General features: G+C 64.9%; 17 protein-coding genes. 9 read left to right on the top strand and 8 right to left on the bottom strand.

Annotated elements, in window-relative coordinates; translation table 11 throughout:
• Positions 1–8: 8 nt before the first annotated feature.
• The 3 genes from O7A05_RS04870 to O7A05_RS04860 all read right to left on the bottom strand — a co-directional run bounded on the left by O7A05_RS04870 (position 9) and on the right by O7A05_RS04860 (position 4,375).
• Positions 9–1,481: an MATE family efflux transporter gene (locus O7A05_RS04870; protein WP_337091838.1), complete on the bottom strand. Its 1,473-nt coding sequence runs from the start codon at positions 1,479–1,481 to the stop codon at positions 9–11.
• Positions 1,482–1,588: 107 nt separating this feature from the next.
• Positions 1,589–3,070: an esterase-like activity of phytase family protein gene (locus tag O7A05_RS04865; RefSeq protein ID WP_337091837.1), complete on the bottom strand. Its 1,482-nt coding sequence runs from the start codon at positions 3,068–3,070 to the stop codon at positions 1,589–1,591.
• Positions 3,071–3,349: 279 nt separating this feature from the next.
• Positions 3,350–4,375, bottom strand: a complete 1,026-nt coding sequence (locus O7A05_RS04860) for a LacI family DNA-binding transcriptional regulator (RefSeq protein WP_337091836.1) — start codon at positions 4,373–4,375, stop codon at positions 3,350–3,352.
• A 196-nt stretch (positions 4,376–4,571) separates the two neighbouring features.
• On the opposite strand from O7A05_RS04860, the gene O7A05_RS04855 reads away from it, so the two are divergent.
• The 5 genes from O7A05_RS04855 to O7A05_RS04835 all read left to right on the top strand — a co-directional run bounded on the left by O7A05_RS04855 (position 4,572) and on the right by O7A05_RS04835 (position 9,555).
• Entirely contained in the window at positions 4,572–5,603 is a 1,032-nt protein-coding gene (locus tag O7A05_RS04855; protein ID WP_337091835.1) for a Gfo/Idh/MocA family protein, read from the top strand.
• Entirely contained in the window at positions 5,600–6,508 is a 909-nt protein-coding gene (locus O7A05_RS04850) for a sugar phosphate isomerase/epimerase family protein (protein ID WP_337091834.1), read from the top strand. The genes O7A05_RS04855 and O7A05_RS04850 overlap by 4 nt, the downstream gene beginning before the upstream one ends.
• A gap of 110 nt (positions 6,509–6,618) precedes the next feature.
• A complete protein-coding gene (locus O7A05_RS04845) occupies positions 6,619–7,632 on the top strand; it encodes a substrate-binding domain-containing protein (protein WP_337091833.1) in 1,014 nt (337 codons plus the stop codon).
• Between the two features lie 76 nt (positions 7,633–7,708).
• A complete protein-coding gene (locus tag O7A05_RS04840; RefSeq protein WP_337091832.1) occupies positions 7,709–8,497 on the top strand; it encodes an ATP-binding cassette domain-containing protein in 789 nt (262 codons plus the stop codon).
• Positions 8,497–9,555: an ABC transporter permease gene (locus O7A05_RS04835; protein ID WP_337091830.1), complete on the top strand. Its 1,059-nt coding sequence runs from the start codon at positions 8,497–8,499 to the stop codon at positions 9,553–9,555. The genes O7A05_RS04840 and O7A05_RS04835 overlap by 1 nt, the downstream gene beginning before the upstream one ends.
• 9 nt (positions 9,556–9,564) lie before the next feature.
• On the opposite strand, the gene O7A05_RS04830 is transcribed toward O7A05_RS04835, so the two are convergent.
• Entirely contained in the window at positions 9,565–12,264 is a 2,700-nt protein-coding gene (locus O7A05_RS04830) for an ATP-dependent helicase (RefSeq protein WP_337091829.1), read from the bottom strand.
• Between the two features lie 182 nt (positions 12,265–12,446).
• Between O7A05_RS04830 and O7A05_RS04825 the strand changes: the two genes are divergently transcribed.
• Positions 12,447–14,759: a glucose/quinate/shikimate family membrane-bound PQQ-dependent dehydrogenase gene (locus tag O7A05_RS04825; RefSeq protein WP_337091827.1), complete on the top strand. Its 2,313-nt coding sequence runs from the start codon at positions 12,447–12,449 to the stop codon at positions 14,757–14,759.
• A gap of 19 nt (positions 14,760–14,778) precedes the next feature.
• On the opposite strand, the gene O7A05_RS04820 is transcribed toward O7A05_RS04825, so the two are convergent.
• Positions 14,779–15,216: a hypothetical protein gene (locus O7A05_RS04820; RefSeq protein WP_337091825.1), complete on the bottom strand. Its 438-nt coding sequence runs from the start codon at positions 15,214–15,216 to the stop codon at positions 14,779–14,781.
• 242 nt (positions 15,217–15,458) lie between these two features.
• Between O7A05_RS04820 and O7A05_RS04815 the strand changes: the two genes are divergently transcribed.
• The gene (locus tag O7A05_RS04815) at positions 15,459–16,361 is read left to right on the top strand and encodes a dienelactone hydrolase family protein (protein ID WP_337091824.1); all 903 of its coding nucleotides are present in this window, start codon (positions 15,459–15,461) and stop codon (positions 16,359–16,361) included.
• 60 nt (positions 16,362–16,421) lie between these two features.
• Here O7A05_RS04815 and O7A05_RS04810 read toward each other — a convergent pair whose 3' ends face one another.
• Positions 16,422–17,351, bottom strand: coding sequence for an EamA family transporter (locus O7A05_RS04810; protein WP_337091822.1), 930 nt, complete (start codon positions 17,349–17,351; stop codon positions 16,422–16,424).
• Between the two features lie 88 nt (positions 17,352–17,439).
• On the opposite strand from O7A05_RS04810, the gene O7A05_RS04805 reads away from it, so the two are divergent.
• A complete protein-coding gene (locus tag O7A05_RS04805; RefSeq protein WP_337091821.1) occupies positions 17,440–17,916 on the top strand; it encodes an Lrp/AsnC family transcriptional regulator in 477 nt (158 codons plus the stop codon).
• Between the two features lie 5 nt (positions 17,917–17,921).
• Here O7A05_RS04805 and O7A05_RS04800 read toward each other — a convergent pair whose 3' ends face one another.
• A complete protein-coding gene (locus tag O7A05_RS04800) occupies positions 17,922–18,119 on the bottom strand; it encodes a hypothetical protein (protein WP_224516364.1) in 198 nt (65 codons plus the stop codon).
• Between the two features lie 148 nt (positions 18,120–18,267).
• Positions 18,268–18,753: a thioesterase family protein gene (locus O7A05_RS04795; RefSeq protein ID WP_337091819.1), complete on the bottom strand. Its 486-nt coding sequence runs from the start codon at positions 18,751–18,753 to the stop codon at positions 18,268–18,270.
• 153 nt (positions 18,754–18,906) lie between these two features.
• On the opposite strand from O7A05_RS04795, the gene O7A05_RS04790 reads away from it, so the two are divergent.
• Positions 18,907–20,322 (top strand): FAD-binding oxidoreductase, encoded by a 1,416-nt coding sequence (locus O7A05_RS04790; RefSeq protein WP_337091817.1) that lies wholly within the window; start codon positions 18,907–18,909, stop codon positions 20,320–20,322.
• Positions 20,323–20,327 lie beyond the last annotated feature (5 nt).

Here is a 20,327-nt window from a genome sequence, read left to right as displayed (position 1 = left end):
TTACGGATTTAGCCGTTCGGCGTCTCCGGCAGGAGCTGCGCGCGCTGGCGGGGCACGCCGAGGCCGGTGTCGGGCGGCTCGCCGGCCGCCGGCCGGTCCTCGATCATATGCATCGTGCGCCAGCGGCCGAAACGGTAATAGGCGGCGGCGAGCACCAGCGAGGCGATCGAGCCCGCCGGAAAGCTCCACCACAGCGCCTCCTGGCCGATGACGCTGCGCATGGAATAGGCAAAGCCGGTGCGAATGATCAACACCGAGATGATCAGGATGATGAGCGGCGGCATGACGGCGCCGGTGGCGCGCACCGTGGCGAAGAGCACGATCGTGATGCCGAACAGGATGAACGACCAGGACGCCACCCTGTTGATATGAGCGGCAATATCGATCGCGGTGCTGTCGTTGCTGAGGAAAAGGCCGAGCACGGCGCGGTCGAAGACGAAAAGCAGCGCCACCAGCGCGCCGGTCAGCACCAGGTTGAAGCCGATGCCTGAGGCCGCGACCTTGCCGATGCGGTCCCAGCGCCCGGCGCCGACATTCTGCGCGGCCATCGAGGAGACGGCGGCGCCGATCGCGAGAGCCGGCATCTGGATATAGGTCCAGAGCTGCGCGGCGATGCCGTAAGCGGCCGCAACCTGCGATCCATAGGAGTTGACGATGCCCATCACGGTGAGCGCGGCGGCCGAGATGACGATCATCTGCAGGCCCATCGGGATGCCCTTGAAGACGACGATGCGCAGCAGCGCCGGATCCGGCCGAAGCAAGGCGAGATCGCTGCCCGCCAGCCGCAGCGGGTGTTTGCGCACATAAAGCACGATCAGGATGGCAATCACGCTGACCGTCTGGCCTATCAGCGTCGATGTCGCCGAGCCGGCGATGCCGAGCTCGGGGAAGGGGCCGATACCGCGGATCAGCAGCGGATTGAGCACGACGTCGAGCACGACCGCCAGCGCCATGAAGACGAACGGGGTCCGCGAGTCGCCGGCGCCGCGCAGCACGGTCATGACGAAGGATAAAAGGTTCATCATCGGCACGGCGACGAAGATGATGCGCAAATAGGCGCGCGCCAAAGGCAAGGCATCGCCCGGCGTGCCGAGCCCGGTCAGGATGGCGTCGACCCAGATCCAGCCGCAGACGGCGAACACGACCGAGACGAGGAAGAAGAAGGTGGCGCTGGTGCCGACAATGCGCTTCGCCTCGGGCAGGTCGCGGGCGCCGACCGATTGCGCCACCAGGATGGTCGCCGCCATGCCGATGCCGAAGACGGTGCCGAGGATGAGGAACAGCACCAGATTGGCGTTGGAGGTCGCCGTCAGCGCGGCCTCGCCGAGGAAGCGGCCGACCCAGACCGCATTGATGGAACCGTTGAGCGACTGCAGCACGTTGGAGCCCAGCACGGGCAGGGCGAACAACAGCAGCGTGCGCGGGATAGGGCCGCTGGTCAGGTCGTGAGTCCGCCGGCGGGCGGGCTTTTCGTCATCCATGGCAGCACCGAAAATGAATCAGGCCCGCGATGCTATCGCAGGCCTGATGCTCATGCATCCCTTCCGCGCTCGGCCGCATGCCGCTCGGGCATATGACCGAAGCAGAACTAGTTCGCGGCGAGGCTGTTCCCAGACAGTCCGGGCAGGGTGACCTGATAGACCAGGAATGTGGTGTCGACATCGGCGCCGTCGTCGGCCTTGTACGAAGCGCCGACCTGGAACCCATCCTGAGTCAGGAAATCGTTGTCGTTGGCGACGAACAGGAAATAGTCGTCGGGCAGCTTCGGATCGAGCCCGGAAACCAGCGACATTGCTTCCCACTTCTCCGACAGGTTGTTCCTGTCGTTCGGCGCGCCATTGTGCAGGCCGAAGCGGCCAAGCTCGCCCTTGTCGTTGATGTCGATGAAGGAGGTCAGCTTGGCCGGCGTCACCGACGGGTCGAGCACGCCCTTCGGCGCGACCGGCTTGTCGGCGGCGTCGAACGGGCCGTTGGCGATGTCGGTAGCTGCGGAGAGATCGACGATCTCGATCTTGCGGTAGACCGACTCGTCGCCCTTGAGACCCTGGCCGTTGCCAGAGTCGCGCGCCAGCATCAGGAAGCTCTTGTCGGACACCGCGACGATCTCGCTCTGCGCGGCCACCTTGGTCTTGCCTTTGGCATCCTTGAAGATCGGCAGCGCCACGACATATTCATGCGCCAGCTTGAGATGGGCAAGGTCGGAGGCGTCATAGACCAGCGCGCGGGTGTTCTGGCGCGTCGAGCCGGAATCGCCGCCGTCCTGGCGGGGCGCCGACTGCAGCACGGCAATCAGGAACTTGCCGTCCGGCGTCATTGACATGCCTTCGAGGCCCTGGTTGTTCTGGCGGCCGGTCTCGGGATCCTTCGGATCAGGTTCGGCGGCGCCCGGGCCGGAATTGTCGGAAGCGAAGTTCGGCTTGCCGTGGCGCATCGGCACCAGCGCCGCGGGCGGCTGCGTCGCCGACATCAAGCGGCCTTCGGCCGAGAAGCGGTAGATGTTGGGACCATATTCGTCGGAGATGAACATCGTGCCGTCGGGCAGGCGCACGATCGCTTCGTCGTCCAGCGCCAGCTTGCCGTTTTCGGCCTGCGGCAGGATTGGCATATCGCCGGCAGCTTCGCGCACGCCGTTCAGCGGATCGAGGCCGGTGGCATGGGCGCCCTTGTCGTCGGTCAAGAGCATCGTGTCGGCGAGCGTCGCTTTGACGCCGGTCTGTTCCTGTCCGACGGCGGGCGCCGCGCCGGGAGCGGTCGGGGTCAGCTCGATCGAGACCGTGTTGAGGCGCGGGCGATAATCGGTGGTGCCGACAACATTGTAGCCGCGATCCGGCAGCAGCCAGAGCGACCCCTTGTAGCCCGCGCCGTCGCGCGCCCAGGACTTGGCGTCGATCGCCATGCCGGAACCCGAACCGAAAGTCTCGCCGAACTTGTCCTTCTGGCTCGCCGGAATGCGGCCGACGCCGACCAACCCCTTGTTGACATAGGCGACGCTGTCGGCAAGCGCCGGCGTCATGCCGGTGAACAGGGCAAGCGCCGCGCCGAGCGCGACGGTTCGGTTGAGGTGTTTCATCGATATCCCCTTCTTGACGAGCAGAGCGGCCATTGGCTCAAAAGGGCGCGGCATCGACGATGCGGCCAGCCCTAGCCGTCGAGCGGTCTAGGACGTGAACGTGATGGTTGCGTGACAGTTTCCTTCTCCCCTTGTGGGAGAAGGTGGATCGGCGCGTAGCGCCGAGACGGATGAGGGGTGTTCCAGCGGAGTGTGACGCGGGTGCCATCTGGAACACCCCTCATCCGTCGCCTTCGGCGACACCTTCTCCCGCAAGGGGAGAAGGGAAAGCGCCTCCGCTCAATCGCTCTCCCGAACGACCAGCTCCAGCGGCCAAACCTCGTGGATGATGCGTGTGCCTTCGGGACCGGCGAAGGCGGGAAGGGAGGCGAGCAGCATCTCGGCCAGCCTCCGGCCCATCGGCTCCAGCGAGGGACGGAAGGCTGTCAGCGCCGGCGAGAAATAGCGGCAGAGCGGCGTGTCGACGATGACGGTCACGGCGATGTCGTGGCCGGGCCGGATGCCCATCTCGGCCAGTGCCTTGCAGCCGCCGAGCGCCATGGCGTCATTGTTGAAGATGATGGCCGTCGGCCTGTCCTTCGACAGCATGACGCGCGGCGTCACCTGATAGCCGCCGGCCTCATTGATGAAGCCGTCGGCGATCAAGCCGGGGTCAACCTCGATGCCGTGCCGCTTCAGCGCCTTGCGATAGCCGTCGAGGAACAGGTAGCCGAAGTTGAGATCAAGCGAAGGGCGGATGGCGGCAATGCGGCGGTGGCCGCGCGCGACCAGCCGGTCGACCGCATCGCTGCCCGCCTTCTCGAAATCGAGATCGAGGGAAGGGTAGGAGCTGTCGCCCGAGCGACTGCGGCCGAGCGTTGCGAAGGGAAAGCCTCGCTCGGTCAGGTAGTCGATGCGTTCGTCCTCGCGCCGCGTCCACGCCAGCACCACGGCGTCGGCGCGGCGGGTCTCGACGACGCGGCGCAGGCGCTCCTGCTGGTAGTCGCCAGGCGCGCCCATCACCACGATCAGGTCGAGCCCGCTTTCGGCGAGCCGCGCCTGCAAGCCGGTCAAAAACGGGATGAAGAAGGGCTCGCCATATTCCTGGTCGCCCGGATGCGGCTGCAGCATGAAGGCGATTGAGCGGGTGGCGCCTTGCCTGAGGCTTCGGCCGGACTGGTTGGGCGAATAGTTCAGCTCTCTTGCGGCTTCCAGCACGCGCTGGCGTGTGTCGGCATTGACGTCGGCGCGGCCGTTCAGCGCCCGCGACACGGTGCCGATCGAGATGTTCAGGTGACGCGCAAGGTCGTGAATGCTGGACGCCAAGGACGATTCTCCCCTGCCTTGGCTAGCACCGGCTGCCGCTCAGGCCAAGGCTTCGGTATAATTTTCGACAAGCAGCCGATTGACATTCTACGCCATCGGGTGTGTTCTCGTAAACGTTTACGGAAATACGTTTACGGTGATGCCGTGGACGCCGTGACACTCGGCCTGGAGGGGCCGAGCCGAGGAGGAGCGCTGGATGATGAAGGTCGTCCTGGTCGGGTGCGGAGCCATGAGCAAGCATTGGCTCGATGCCGCAAGGCGGATCGACGGGCTTGCCATTGCCGGTCTTGTCGATCTCGATGCCGACCGGGCGCAAGCGAGGGCGCGCGAGTACGGGCTCTCCAATGCAGTGATCGGCACCAGCCTCGACGCCGTTCTCGATGAGACGAAGCCCGATGCCGTATTCGATGTCGTGGTCCCGGCGGCCCGCCGCGAGGTCGCGCTTTCTGCCTTTGCCCATCATTGCCATTTGCTCACCGAAAAGCCGCTGGCCGACAGCCCGGACAATGCGCGCGCCATCGTCGAAGCGGCGCGCAAGGCCAGGCTCGTCCATGCCGTCGTCCAGAACCGGCGCTATGTCGCCGATGTCAGGCGCATCAGGCGGTTCCTCGACTCCGGCGCCATCGGCAAGCCGACCAGCATCCATTCCGACTTCTTCGTCGCGCCGCATTTCGGCGGCTTTCGCGAGGAGATGCGCCACGTGCTGCTGCTCGACATGGCGATCCACACCTTCGACGCCGCGCGCTACATGGTCGCCGGCGAACCGGCCAGCGTCTACTGCCAGGAATGGGAGCCGGCCAATTCCTGGTACCGGCAGGGCTCATCGGCGAGCGCGGTCTTCGACCTCGGCGGCGGCAAGGTGTTCACCTATGCCGGCTCCTGGTGCGCGGACGGTTTTCGCACCAGTTGGGAAGGCAGCTGGCGCATCGTCGCCGAGCGCGGCAGCGTGCTGTGGGACGGCCATGAGGGGCTCAAGGCGGAGGTGGTTGCGTCCGGCCGCGACGGCATCATCGACAAGACGATGCCGATCGAAGTGCCGCCGCTCGATCCGACCGACCGCGTCGGCGGCCATCTCGGCATCATCCAGGATTTCATGCACGCGATCGAGACCGGCGCCGAGCCGGAGACGCGCGGCGCCGACAACATCAAAAGCCTGGCCATGGTCTTCGGCGCGATCGAGAGCGCGGAGAGCGGGCGGCGCGTGGCAATCGCCAAGGAAGCACAATGATGCCAAACCCGCTTCTCGACATCAGGATCGGCACCATGGTGCGGGCCAATCTCGACGACCCGGCCGCCTATGTCAGGCAGATCCTGCCGCTCGGCTTCGAAAGCATCCAGCCTTTCTTCTGGCAGACGCTGGGCGGCAAGGACCTGAAGCGCCTGGCTGGCGAAATCCGCGAAGCGATCGGCGATGCCGACGTCACCGTGTCGTCGATCGGCGTGTTCGGCAATCCGCTCGAGAATGGAGAGGTCGATCGCGGTGTGCTGGCGGCTTGGGAGACGGTGATCGACAATGCGCATCTGTTTGGGACGTCCGTGGTCAGCGGCTTCACCGGCCGCATCCGCGGCAAGAAGCTGACCGACAGCCTCCCACGCTTCCGCGAGGTCTGGGGGCCGTTGGCGAAACGCGCCGCCGACAAGGGCGTGCGCATCGCCTTCGAGAACTGCGCCATGGACGGCAACTGGGCGAGCGGCGACTGGAATATCGCGCATAACCCGGACGCCTGGGAGCTGATGTTCAACGAGTTGCCGGACGATAATCTCGGCCTTGAATGGGAACCTTGCCACCAGCTCGTTTATCTCATCGAACCGATACCGCAGATCCGCAAATGGGCGCCGCGCATCTTCCACGTCCACGGCAAGGACGCGACCGTGCGCTGGGACGTCATCCGCGAGCATGGTGTGTTCGGGCGTCTGCCTTTTGTGCAGATGCGCACGCCGGGCTTCGGCGACAGCGACTGGACGCGGGTGATCAGCGAGTTGCGGCTGGCCGGCTACAAGGGCGCCATCGACATCGAGGGCTGGCACGATCCGGTCTATCGCGGCGACCTTGAGATCACCGGACAGGCGCGTGCGCTCGACTATCTGAAGCAATGCCGGGGAGGGTCCAGCTACCTGCCAAATCCGGCTTGAGGCCAAATTGAGGATTGGCCGGCGGGAGGAGCCGGCCAGCACTGCGGCGCGCCGCGCCGAGCCATTGTCGAAAACCCTCCGATGCGAGGGATCAAAAGGGAGGAACGTGCATGAGCATGACGACCAGAAGGACTGTTCTGCGCTCGACCGTCGTGGCGGCTGCCACGGCGCTCTGCGCCTCGATCTCCACCTTGCCGGCACAAGCGCTGGACGCGCAATGGTGCAAGGACGTGCATATCCGCTTCTTCGTTGGCGGCGCCGAGGGCGATGCCTTCGGCACCATCGTCTATAATGGCGCCAAGCAGGCGGCCGCCGATCTCGGGCCGAAGGTCGACTACATCTTCTCGCAATGGGACGTCGAGAAGATGGTGCAGCAATTGCGCGAGGCGGTCGCGGTCAAGCCGCAGGGCATCGCCATGATGGGCCATCCGGGCGATGCCGCGATCATGCCGCTGGCCGAACAGGCGCATAAGGACGGCATCAAGATGATGTACCAGAACGTTCCGGTGCCGAAGGTGGTGGCGGCGTTCGGCGGCGGCTATGTCGGCGCGCAGCAGGAGCAGCAGGGCCGCGCGCTCGGCGCCGAGGCGTTCAAGCTCGGCAAGCTCAAGGCGGGTGACAAGGCGATCATGATCGGTCCGTTCGAGAACGAGAACCGCGGCGCGCGCGAGCGCGGCACTGTCGCGGCCCTAAAGGAGGCGGGCGTCGAGGTGATCCAGTTGTCCTCGCCACCGAGCGGCGAATGGGCGTCCGATCCGAACCTCGCCATTCCGGTGATCACGGCGGCACTGCTCAACCACCCCGACGTCAAGGCGGTCGGCTATCCCGGCGGCCAGATGCTCGGCAATGTCGCGACCTATATGCAGGCGGCAGGCAGGAAGCCGGGCGAGATCTTCAATTTCGGCTTCGACACCAGTCCGCAGATCGTCGAAGGCTTCAAGGGCGGCTGGGTCCAGCTGACGGCCGACCAGCAGCCATTCCTGCAGGGCTACCTGCCGATCCTCAGCCTCTGCCAGCAAGTGGTGCTGGGGTTGGCGCCGATGAATGTCGACACTGGCGCCGGCTTCGTCACGCCGCAGAATTACGAGATTGTCTCCGAGCTGGCCAAGCAGGCATTGCGTTGACCTCCCAAGCCGCCGGCCGGGATTATTGCCCGGCCGGCGAGATGACCGGCAGACAGACAATTCCAGCGAGGATCGCATGAGCGAACGCATCATCGAACTGCGCGACATCAAGAAATCCTATGGCCAGGTCTATGCGCTCGGCGGCGTCGACCTCAGCGTCGACCGCGGCGAGGTGGTCGGCCTGATCGGCGACAACGGCGCCGGCAAGTCGACGTTGATCAAGATCCTGTCCGGCGTGGTCAAGCCGACCAGCGGCGAGATCCTGGTGCGCGGCAAGCCGGTCAGCGGATGGAGCGCGGCGCGCTCGCGCGACGCCGGCATCGAGACCGTGTTCCAGGACCGGGCGCTGGCCGTGCAGCAGACGATCGTGCGCAACATCTTTATGGGCCGCGAGCTCACCAGCTTCATGGGCTGGCTGAAGGTCAATAAGGAGATCGAGGAGGCGACCCGGCTGATGCGCGAGATCGGCTTCACCTCAAAAGTGTTCACGCCGCATTCGATTGTCGGCCAGCTTTCGGGCGGCGAGCGCCAGGGCGTCGCGATCGCGCGCGCCATCTACAAGCAGGCGGAGCTGATCATCCTCGACGAGCCGACGACGGCGCTGTCGCTGACCGAGACCGCCAAGGTCTTCCATTTCGTGCGCCAGGTCCGGGCGAGCGGCCGCTCGATCCTGTTCATCGGCCACAACATCCACCATGTCTTCGATATCGCCGACCGCTTCGTCGTGCTCGACCGCGGCAAGGTGGCGCTGACGGCCGACCGCACCGAAGTCAAGTCGGCCGAGGATCTCATCAACTTCATGGAAGACGTGGCGCATCCCGGCGGGTTGCCGGGGCTGCACGACGATGCGGAGCAGAGAGCGTGATGAGCAAGGCGATGGAACCCGATCTGCAGACTCCTCTGGGAAGAACAAGCGGCCAGGTAGCCAAAAAGCCAGCCAAGGAATGGAGCCATCCGTCCAACCACTGGCTGCGCGGCTTCGTCATTGACAATCGCGCATCGCTGGGCACCCTTGCCGTGTTCATCGTCATGATGTCGGTGTTCATCATCGCCAACCCGACCGTCTTCACCACCTGGTACCTCTATAGTTCCGTGCTGACGACGCTTCCCGTCGCGCTGTTCGTGGTGGTGCCGCTGGTCTTCGTCGTCACCTGCGGGGAGATCGACCTGTCGTTCCCAGCGACGATGGGCTTCGCCTCCTGGGTCTTCGCGCTGGTGGTGCAGGCCGGCTACGATCCGTTCCTCGGCATTGCGGCGGCGCTCGTTACCGGCACGCTGCTCGGCTTCCTGGTCGGCTCGCTGGTCGTCTATGGCGGGCTGTCGTCGCTGATCGCCACGCTCGGCATGAATTTCCTGCTGCGCGGGCTGATCCAGATCATCAACGAAGGCAAGTCGACGGCGCTGACCGGTCTTGCCGACAGCTCGGCCTACGCGATCTTCTCCAGCCAGCTCTGGGGCATCCCCGTGCAGATCTTCTGGGCGATCGCCTTCGTCGTCTTCTCGGCGCTGCTCTACAACCGCCACCGCTTCGGCGCGCAGGTGAAGGTGGTCGGCGACAATCCTGACAGCGCAAGGCAGATGGGCATCGACGTCAAATGGGTTCGGGTGAAAGTGTTCGTCTTCGTCGGGATTGGCGCAGCGATCGCCGGCACCTTCTCGGTGATGATCAATTTCACCTGGTGGCCGACGGCGGGCGACGGCTATCTGTTGCCGGTGCTGGCCTCGGTGTTCGTCGGCGGCACGCCGACCTGGGGCGGCATCGGCACGGTGGTTGGCGGCGCGATCGGTGCGGTCACCGTGTCGTTCATCCAGACCGGGGTTGTCGCGGCGGGCCTGAGCGGCTTCTACGTCCAGTTCTTCAACGGGCTGATCATCATCCTGTCGCTGCTCGGCCACAAATGGAACCAGGCAAGGTACAGGTGAGGAGGCCGGTTAAACCGGCGCGACAAACCCGTCCAGCACGCGTTTCTGGCCGGCCTTGTCGAAGTCGATGGTGAGCTTGTTGCCGTCGATGGCGGCGATGTTGCCGTTGCCGAATTTCTGGTGGAAGACGCGGTCGCCGACATTGAAGGCGGATGGCGTGTCGGCAACGGATTTGGCGACCAGCTCGCCCTCGATGGTGCGGCCTTTCACGCTGGTGCGGCCGGCCCCATAGCCGCTATCGGTCTCGCCATAGCCGATGCGCTCGACCTGATGGCCCGAACGCGTGCCCCAGTTGCGGTCGGTCGCCTCGGTGCGGTTCGCCTGCGCGCGCTGCCAGCCGGGCGTAGCATAGGTGTTGGAGAAGCTGCCCTGGTCCTTGGCGCCGATATTGTCGAAGCGCGAGGCGCCGTAGGGGTTCTGCCGGCCGCCGCCGCGGCCTGAGGCGAATGATCCGCCGCCATAGGGATTGCCGTAGCCGCCGTAGCTGTTGCCGCTGTCGGCGATATCGATATGGGTTTCGGGCAATTCGTCGACGAAGCGCGACGGAATGGTCGATTGCCACAGGCCGTGAATCTGGCGGTTGGAGACGAACCAGATATGCAGGTTTTTCTTCGCCCGCGTCAGGCCGACATAGGCGAGCCGGCGCTCTTCCTCTAGGCCGGAACGGCCGCCTTCGTCCAGCGCCCGCTGATGCGGGAACAGGCCTTCCTCCCAGCCGGGCAGGAAGACGGTCTCGAATTCGAGACCCTTGGCCGAATGCAGCGTCATGATCGAGACCGCATCTTGCGATTCGCCCTGCTCGGCTTCCATCACCAGCGCGACATGCTCGAGGAAGGCGCGCAGCGATTCGTACTCCTCCATGGAGCGGATCAGCTCCTTGAGGTTTTCCAGCCGCCCGGGCGCCTCCGCCGAACGGTCGTTCTTCCACATATCAGTGTAGCCACTCTCCTCGAGAATGGTCTCGGCGAGTTCGGTGTGCGGGGTGCTTTCCAGCGCCTTCTGCCAGCGCTCGAAATTGGCCGCGACCTCACGCAATGCGGCGCGCGGCTTCGGCTTCAGCTCGTCGCTTTCGGCAAGCGTCGCGGCCGCTTCCAGCATCGGGATGCGCATGGCCCGCGCCGTGTCGTGGATCTGGCGGATGGTGGCTTCGCCAAGCCCGCGCTTCGGCACGTTGACGATGCGTTCGAAGGCGAGGTCGTCTCCGCCATTGGCGACGACACGGAAGAAGGCAAGCGCGTCGCGGATTTCCAGGCGCTCGTAGAAGCGCGGGCCGCCGATGACGCGGTAGTTCAAGCCCAGCGTGATGAAGCGGTCTTCGAATGCGCGCATCTGGAAGGAGGCGCGCACCAGGATCGCCATGTCGTTGAGATTATGCTTCTGCCGCTGGTAAGCCTCGATCGCGTCGCCGATGGCCCTGGCCTCTTCCTCCGAGTCCCAGGCGGCGTGGACGTGAACCTTGTCGTCCTCGGGGTCATCGCGGTCGGTGAACAGCGTCTTGCCGAAGCGGCCCTCATTGTGGGCGATGAGGTGGGAGGCGGCGCCCAATATATGCGCGGTGGAGCGATAGTTGCGTTCCAGCCGAATGATGGTGGCCCCGGGGAAATCCTTGTCGAAGCGCAGGATGTTGTCGACCTCGGCGCCGCGCCAGCCATAGATCGACTGGTCGTCGTCGCCGACGCAGCAGATGTTGATGGGGGACGAGCGCCGGTTTCCCTCCCCCTTGAGGGGAGGGTGGCCGGGCGAAGCCCGGTCGGGTGGGGTCCTCGCGGCAGTGCTCGACGCCGTGGAGTTCGATGACTGGGCGGTGCCTTCTGCGGCGACCCCCTCCGCCCGCTTCGCGGGCACCTCCCCCTCAAGGGGGGAGGATTGCGGCCTCTGCGCCAGAAGCCGCAGCCACATATACTGCGCGGTGTTGGTGTCCTGGTATTCGTCGACCAGTATGTATTTGAACTTGCGGTGGTATTCCTTCAGCACGTCCGGATAGGCGCGGAAGATGCGGATCGGATGGTAGAGCAGGTCACCGAAGTCGCAGGAGTTCAGCGTCTGCAGCCGTTCCTGGTAGGCCTTGTAGAGCTGGCGGCCCTTGCCGTTGCCGAAGCTGCGCGCATCGCCTTCCGCGATTTCGTCGGGGCCAAGGCCCTTGTTCTTCCAGTTGTCGAGCATCTGGGCGAAGGTCTTGGCCGGCCAGCGCTTGTCGTCCAGCCCTTCGGCCTGGATCAGCTGCTTGATCAGCCGCACCACGTCGTCGGTGTCGAGAATGGTGAAATCCGACTTCAGCCCGGCCAGCTCGGCGTGGCGGCGAAGCAACTTCACGCCGATCGAGTGGAAGGTGCCGAGCCAGGGCATGCCCTCGACATTGCCTTCACCGATCAGGATGCCGATGCGCTGCTTCATTTCGCGCGCGGCCTTGTTGGTGAAGGTGACGGCCAGGATCTGCGAGGGGAAGGCCCTGCCGGTGGCAAGGATGTGGGCGATGCGGGTGGTGAGCACCCGCGTCTTGCCGGTGCCTGCGCCGGCCAGCACCAGAACCGGGCCTTCGGTCGTCTCGACCGCGAGCCGCTGCTCCGGGTTCAGGCCCTTGAGATAATCGGGCACGCCGTTCTGCCCGCTGCGCGCCGCCATGGCGCGCGCGGCTATGCCGGATGGGGCCGCAGCGGGCCGCGCATTCGGTTCATCGAAAAAAGGCATGTCTTCGGAAAAGCCCGACATCGACCCCGAATGTAGTGATTCGGGAGCGAAAGACCAGAACTGTCTACGTTTTGTTCTAGTTTCGCGTGTCTGGCCCCAACTTGACAGCCGGAGCGGGTGAGGGAAAGCTGCCGGCAGGGCAGGGACGGCTCGCCGTCGCCTGAGAGCGGCCGCAAAGGCGCAACAGTCGAAGGAGCACCGTCTTGGCTGTCACCATCACCTCCCTTGTCCTCTTCCTCATCGGTCTCATTCTCGGCGGCGGCGGTGTCTGGCTCATCGCGCTGGGCGGCAGTTGGTATTACCTGATCGCCGGCCTGGTCTTCCTGATCACCGCCTGGCTGCTTTTCAGGCGCAGGTCGACCTCGCTCTGGCTCTACGCGCTGTTCGTGCTGGCCACGCTATGCTGGGCGGTCTGGGAAATCGGCTTCGACTGGTGGCAGCTCGGTCCGCGCGGCGGCGTCATCGTGCTCGTCGCCTTGTGGCTTTTGACGCCATGGGCAAGGCAAGGTCTGCGCGGGCCGGACGGACGCGCGCTGCTGATCCTGGCCGTGCTCGCCTCGCTTGCGGTCGCCGGCTATTCGATGACCGCCGATCCTTACGACATTGGCGGCACGCTCGGCACCGAAAAGGTGGCGGCGGCGGCCAATCTCGGCGGCGACATGCCGGCCGGTGAGTGGCACTTCTACGGCCGCACCCCTTTCGGCCAGCGCTATTCGCCGCTCGACCAGATCACGCCCGACAATGTCGCCAAGCTGCAGCCGGCCTGGACCTACCGCACCGGCGACGTGAAGGGCCCCGACGATATCGGCGAGACGACCTATCAGGTGACCCCGCTGAAGATCGGCGACGCGCTGTTCATCTGCACGCCGCATAATTTCGCCATCGCCATCGATGCCGCGAGCGGCAAGGAGAAGTGGCGCTACGACCCGAAGATCAAGCTCGACCCCAACCGCCAGCACCAGACCTGCCGGGGCGTGTCCTATTATGCCGACGCCAAGATCGCTGCCGGCCAGCCTTGCGCCGCGCGCATCTACCTGCCGACGTCGGACGCCCGGCTGATCGCGCTCGACGCCGCGAACGGGCAGGTGTGTCCGTCCTTCGCCGAAGGCGGCACGCTGAACCTTATGGCCAACATGCCCTATCCGAAGTCGGGCTATTATTATTCGACATCGGCGCCGCTGATCGTCGGCGGCAAGATCATCGTCGGCGGCGCGGTCAACGACAATTACTCGACCGAGGAGCCGTCCGGCGTCATCCGCGCCTTCGACGTCGACACCGGCGCGCTGTTGTGGAACTGGGATTCCGGCAATCCGGATGTGTCGACGCCGCTGCCCGCCGGGCAGACCTACACCCACAACTCGCCCAACATGTGGTCGACCGCGAGCGCCGACGAGAAGCTCGGGCTCATCTATGTGCCGCTCGGGAACCAGACGCCGGACCAGCTCGGCATGGGCCGCAGCGCCAATGTCGAGAAATTCTCCTCCTCGATCACCGCGCTCGACCTCAACACTGGGCAATTGCGCTGGGTGCGGCAGACCGTGCATCACGATCTGTGGGATATGGACGTGCCGGCGCAACCGTCGCTGGTCGACATCACCACGGCGAACGGCGTCGTGCCGGCGCTGGTCGGGCCGACCAAGCAAGGCGATCTCTACGTGCTCGACCGCCGCACCGGCGAGCCGATCATTCCGGTTAAGGACGTGCCGGCACCCGGCGGCGCGCTCGAGGGCGATCACGCCTCGCCGACGCAACCGGCCTCGGACCTGTCCTTCAATCCGAAGCCGCTGACCGGCGCCGACATGTGGGGCATCACCATGTTCGACCAGCTGGCGTGCCGGATTGAACTGAAGAAGCTGCGCTATGAGGGCCGCTACACGCCGCCCTCGCTGCAGGGCTCGCTGGTCTATCCCGGCAATTTCGGCGTCTTCAACTGGGGCGGCGTCGCGGTCGATCCGGTGCGGCAGGTGATGTTCGGCATGCCGACCTATCTCGCCTTCACCTCCAAGCTCATCCCGCGCGCGGACGTGCCGCCGCCGGGCGATACCAAGGGCAGCGAGCAGGGGCTGAACCGCAACGAAGGCGCGCCTTATGCGGTGGTGATGGGACCATTCCTGTCGCCGCTCGGCATTCCCTGCCAGGGGCCGCCTTGGGGCTATGTCGCCGGCGTCGACCTCAAGACCGGAAACATCGCCTACAAGCACCGCAACGGCACCGTTTACGACATGACGCCGCTGCCCTTGCCCTTCAAGGTCGGCGTTCCAGGCATAGGCGGACCGATGATCACGGCGGGCGGCGTCGCTTTCCTGGGCGCGGCGGTCGACGATTATCTGCGCGCTTACGACCTCACCAACGGCAGGCAGCTCTGGCAGGCGAGGCTGCCCGCAGGCGGCCAGTCGACGCCGATGACCTATACCGCGGCCGACGGCCGCCAGTTCGTCGTCATCGTCGCCGGCGGCCACGGCTCGGTCGGCACCAAGCCGGGTGATTATGTGATGGCCTACACGCTGCCGAAATAAGACAGAGCGGCGTAGGGCATCAAAGTCCGAGATGACCCCGCAAGCCGGGCACCTGGTCCAGCACCTGGTTGGTCAGATCAGGGCCCGCGGCCGCCTCGGCCTGCTTGATCAAGGTCTCGCCGGCCTGACGGATCTGCGCCATGTCGAGGCCGGACGCCTTGAGGGCAGCAACGCCGTTGATCAGCGCGCCGGCCTTTTCGCCGAGCACGCCGCCAAGCGCGCCCTGCAGCGACGACAGAAGTCCGCCGCCCGAATTGGCCGCCGCGCCGGCGGCCATCACGTCATATTTCTGGGCCAGCGCATCGGCGCCGGGAATCTGGGCGAAGAAAGACGAAACGCTCGTACCTTCCGCCTCGTGCTCGAGCACGGAAAAAATGGTACCGACAACCTTCTCGGTGGTCGGCTCGTCGAGGCCGGCCTTAGAAGAAACGGTGTTGATGATATCCTGGACATTCATGGCATTCCCCTTTTTCGTCATTCGTATCGGTAGGGCGGCTGAGGCAACTTCGCGCCCTGATGTGACAGCACCATCAAGCCTTTCGGAAATGACCAAAATGTGATGAATCGAGCTGGCTTGTCGGCGCGACGGCGAGGTGGCTGCACCAGGGCTCCTCCGCCGGGTCGTCACCGGAGCGTGACTGGACCGTGCGATACTCGACCCTATCTTGCGGTTCACCCCGCCAACCGTCGAGGACAATCATGACCAGCCCCGTCGCAAAGCCCGTCGTCACGCAGCCTGTCATCACGCAGGCGATGATCGATGCCTATGACGAATACACGCATCTGACGCTCGACCGCCGCCGCTTCATGGAGCAGTTGACGAAGCTGGCGGGCTCGGGCGCCGCGGCGGCTGCGATCGCGCCGATGCTGGCGGCCAACTCCGCCCAGGCGGCGATCGTCGCCGAGGACGACAGCCGCGTTAAGGGCGAGGACATCACCTATCCCGGCTCAAGTGGCGACATGAAGGGCTATCTGGTCAAGCCGGCCGATCAGCAGGGCAAGCCCGGCGCCGTCATCGTCATCCACGAGAACCGGGGGCTGAACCCGCATATCCGTGATGTCGCCCGGCGCGTGGCGCTGGAGGGGTTCGTCACATTGGCACCGGACTTCCTGTCGCCGCTTGGCGGAACGCCCTCCGACGAGGACAAGGCGCGCGACATGTTCACCCAGCTCGACGCGACCCGAGTCGCCGCCGACGGCGTGGCGACGATCGCCTATCTCAAGGGCGTCAAGGACGGCAACGGCAAGGTCGGGGCGGTTGGCTTCTGCTGGGGCGGCGGGGCGGTGAACCAACTCGCCGTCCATGCGCCCGACCTCAGCGCCGGCGTCGCCTATTACGGCATGCAGCCTAAGGCCGAGGACGCCGCGAAGATCAAGGTGCCGCTGCTGCTCCACTATGCCGGGCTGGACGAACGCACCAACGCCGGCATCGACGCCTACAAAAAGGCGCTCGACGCTGCCCATGTCGAATACAAGGTCTATGTCTATGACGGCGCCAACCACGCCTTCAACAACGACACCTCGGCCGCACGCTATGACAAGAAGGCCGCCGATCTCGCCTGGGGCCGGACGGTCGCTTTCCTGAAGGAGAAACTGGCCTAAGGCGTATCGATATTCAGGTGAGCCCGGCCTGCAAACGGCCCCACCACAGCCGTCGGCAGATCATTCCTGCACCGGCTTGTGGAAGGCGACGCCAGCGATGACCAGCGCAACGCCGATGCAGTCGGTGACGCTCGGTACTTGGCGCAGCACGATGACGCCGATCAGGGTCGCCGTGAGCGGCAGGAGCGAGAGCATCAACGCGAAGCTCGCGCGCGGCAATCTCGCCATGGCGAGCTGGTCGCAGATATAGGGGATGACTGAGGAGCAGACGCCGACGCCGATCGCAGCGGCGAGCAGTTGCGGCGACGAGAAGGCGGGCAGCGCCTCGCGAAAGCCGATGGGCAACACGACGAGGAACGCGACCGCCATGGCAGCGCCGAGGCCCGCAATGCCGACGCCGGCCTGGGCGACGCGGTGTCCGATCACGATGTAGCCGACGAAGAGGGCGCCATTCAAAAATGCCCAGGACAAGCCGATGGGATCGCTCAACCATTTCACGTCGATGAGAAGCAAGGTGCCGACAACGGCAACAGCGAACGCCGCAAAGTTGCGCCGGCTGCGCAGGCCAACCAGCGCGATCGCGATCGTGCCGACGAATTCGATCGCCGCCACCAGCGAGATCGGCAGCCGGTCGAGCGCCAGGTAGAACGAGCAGTTCATCACCGCCAGGCAGGCGCCGAAGGCCAGCAACAGGAGCCGCTGAGCGCGATCGGTGCGGGCGAAAACGCGCCAGGGCCTGGTCAGGGGGGCGAAGACGAGGGCGGCGGTGGCGATGCGCAGCCAAGCCATGCCGAGCACGCCGACCTGAGCGAAAAGCAGCACGGCGAAGGCCGGCCCGAGATAATGGAACACGGCGCTGAAGCAGAACCAGACATGCGGCGGCAACGCTTCGGCAATTCCAGCAAGTGTCGTAGGGCGGGTGAGGGCGGAGCGCGCACCTGTATCACCGGTGGCCCGGTTTGCAGTTGGAATTTGCGTTTGCGTTTTCATGCGAGCATTATCGCAGGTGAAATCTGCCAATCATACGTGGAATGAATGGCTAGATGGCGCTTTCGCTTTGTGATGGAAGAGGTTCGGGTTGAAAAACCTTCGAAGTGAAAATGTCGATCTGGACGCGATCGATCTGAAGCTCCTGCGGCTCCTGGAAAAGGACGCGCGCATCAGCACGGCGGAACTCGCGCGCGCGGTCGGGCTGTCGGCGCCGAGCGTGGCGGAGCGTATCCGCAAGCTGCAGGAGAACGGCGTAATCGAGGCCTATACGGTCAGGATCAATCCGGCCGCTCTCGGCATGAAGCTGTCGGCATGGCTGAGAATCAGGCCGGTGCCGGGACAGCTTTCCGTGGTGGCGGGCATAATTCGCGAGCTGCCGGAAATCGCGCAATGCGACCGCGTGACCGGCGAGGACTGCTTCATTGCGCTCGCCCATGTCGGCTCGATGAGCGAGCTCGAGCGGGTGATCGACCGGATCATCCCCTATGCGATGACCAACACCGCGATCATCCAGTCGTCACCGGTCGAACCGCGCTCGCCGCTGGGCGGGTTCAGGCAGAAGTGACGGGCTCAGGCATGGCCGCGCTTCACGCGCGCCTGCTTCAGAATCGCGCGCCAGCGGATCATGTCGAACGGGATAGGTTCGTTGTTGTTGGCGATGTGGAAGATCTCGTTGTTGACGTTCTTCAGCGATCGCCAGAAATCATAGTCGGTGATGCGTGGATCGGCCGCCAGGCGCTCCACTTCGACCTTGATGTCGGTTTTCATGCACTATCCTCGTACCGCATTCCGCCAGCCGCCCCCGTACGCAAACCCGGTACGGCGGTTTTTCGAACGCGCCACTGAGTCGTTCAACGGACTCAAATGACTTGTTCACGTTAAAACCTTGGTAAGGTTAACGCGGGCGTGCGGGTTTTCAAGCGCCCTTGCGTTTGATGCCGATCGAGCGGCCGGCACGCTCCGGCATCGGCAGCGTCGCATGGGCGGCGCGCATGGCCTCGACCTGGGCCATCACGTCGGCGGGGAAGGGAGCGACCTTCGGTCCCTCCATGTCGACATGCAGCGATAGCGATTCGGACGTCGCCGCCAGCCAGCCGTCGACATGACGGATTTCCTGATAGGCGCGTAGGCGCTTCTCGTCATGGTCGATCAGCTGGAACGAGACGTTCACCTTGTGATCGAGGTGTAACTCCTGCACATAGCAGACATGAACTTCGGCCGTGTAGATAGTGAGGCGCCGCTCCTTGGCGTAGTTCGGCCCCATGCCCATCAGCTCGAACGCCTGGTCCGAGCAGCGGTCGAACAGTACATTGTAATAGGCCATGTTGAGATGGCCGTTATAGTCGATCCATTCCTTCTCGATCGCCATTGGGCCGGAAATGATCGGTGCGGGGATCGTCATTTTGGTTTTCCTCGATGGTCGCTGGACAGGGCGGACGGAAGGCTACGGTGAAGTCGCCGAGCCTAATCACTTGGCACTTTTCCTAGGATTGCTTTAGGCATCATTCATAGCTGCACTACAAGCGCGGCCACTGGTCCATTCGCGGAGGAAATCATGGCTTTGAGCGACCTCAACCCCGTCGAACGCAATGAGGAAGGCATCGCCGCGGTGCTCGGCATTCTCAAGCAGCGCTTCGGCGAGCGCTTCCAGACCGGCGAGGCGATACGCGGCCAGCACGCGCACACCACCACCTATATCCCGACCCAGGCGCCGGACGGCGTGGCTTTCGTCGAAACGACCGCGGACGTGCAGGAGATCGTGCGCGCCTGCGCCGCCCACCGCGTGCCGGTGATCGCCTTCGGCGTCGGCTCCTCGCTCGAGGGCCACACCAATGCGCCGGGCGGCGGCATTTCCATCGATACGTCGCGCATGAACCGGATACTCGCCGTCAACCCGCAGGATCTCGACTGCACGGTCGAGCCCGGGGTGACGCGCGAGGACCTCAACCGGCACCTGCGCGACACCGGCCTGTTCTTTCCGATCGATCCCGGCGCCAATGCCTCGCTAGGCGGCATGGCGGCGACCAGGGCTTCCGGCACCAACGCGGTGCGCTACGGCACGATGCGCGAAAACGTGCTGTCGCTGACCGCCGTCATGGCCGACGGCGAGACGGTGACGACCGGCAACCGGGCGAAGAAAAGCTCGGCCGGCTACGACCTGACGCGGCTTCTGGTCGGTTCGGAAGGCACGCTCGGCGTCATCACCTCGCTGACGCTCAGGCTCCAGGGCATTCCGCAAGCGATCTCCGGCGGCGTCTGCCCGTTTCCGAGCCTCGAGGCCGCCTGCAACACGGTGATCGCGACCATCCAGATGGGCATTCCGGTGGCGCGTATCGAGCTGGTCAACGCGCTGCAGATGCGGGCTATGAAGAACTATTCCAAGCTCGACTATCCTGAGAGCCCGTGCCTGTTCGTCGAGTTCCACGGCAGCGACGCGGGCGTGGCCGAACAGGCCGAAACTTTCGGCATGATCGCCGAGGAGAATGGAGGGGGGCCGTTCCTGTGGACCAGCGTCGCGGAGGAGCGGACAAAACTCTGGAAGGCGCGGCACGATGCCTATTGGTCGTCGCTAACGCTGCGCCCCGGCGCCAAGGGGCTGTCGACGGACGTCTGCGTGCCGATCTCGCGGCTCGCCGAATGCGTCACCGAGACCGAAGCCGACGTTGCCGAGATGGGGCTTATCGCGCCGATCGTCGGCCATGCCGGCGACGGCAATTTCCATGTGCTGGTGCTGATGGATGTCGACAACCCGGCCGAGATCGCGCTTGCCGAAAAATTCGTCGCCCGGCTCAACATGCGCGCCATCGCCATGGAAGGCACCTGCACCGGCGAGCACGGCATAGGCCAAGGCAAGGTCGGCTTCCTGCGCCATGAACTCGGCCATGGCGTCGATGTCATGCGCACGATCAAGCAGGCGCTCGATCCGCTCAACATCATGAATCCTGGCAAGATCCTGCCGGCGGCGGGCTAATCCGC

It is taken from the genome of Mesorhizobium argentiipisi (SeqCode) (assembly GCF_037179585.1).
GTDB lineage: Bacteria > Pseudomonadota > Alphaproteobacteria > Rhizobiales > Rhizobiaceae > Mesorhizobium > Mesorhizobium argentiipisi.
Note: the sequence above shows the minus strand (reverse complement) of the source record. Positions and strands in the feature narration are given on the sequence as shown.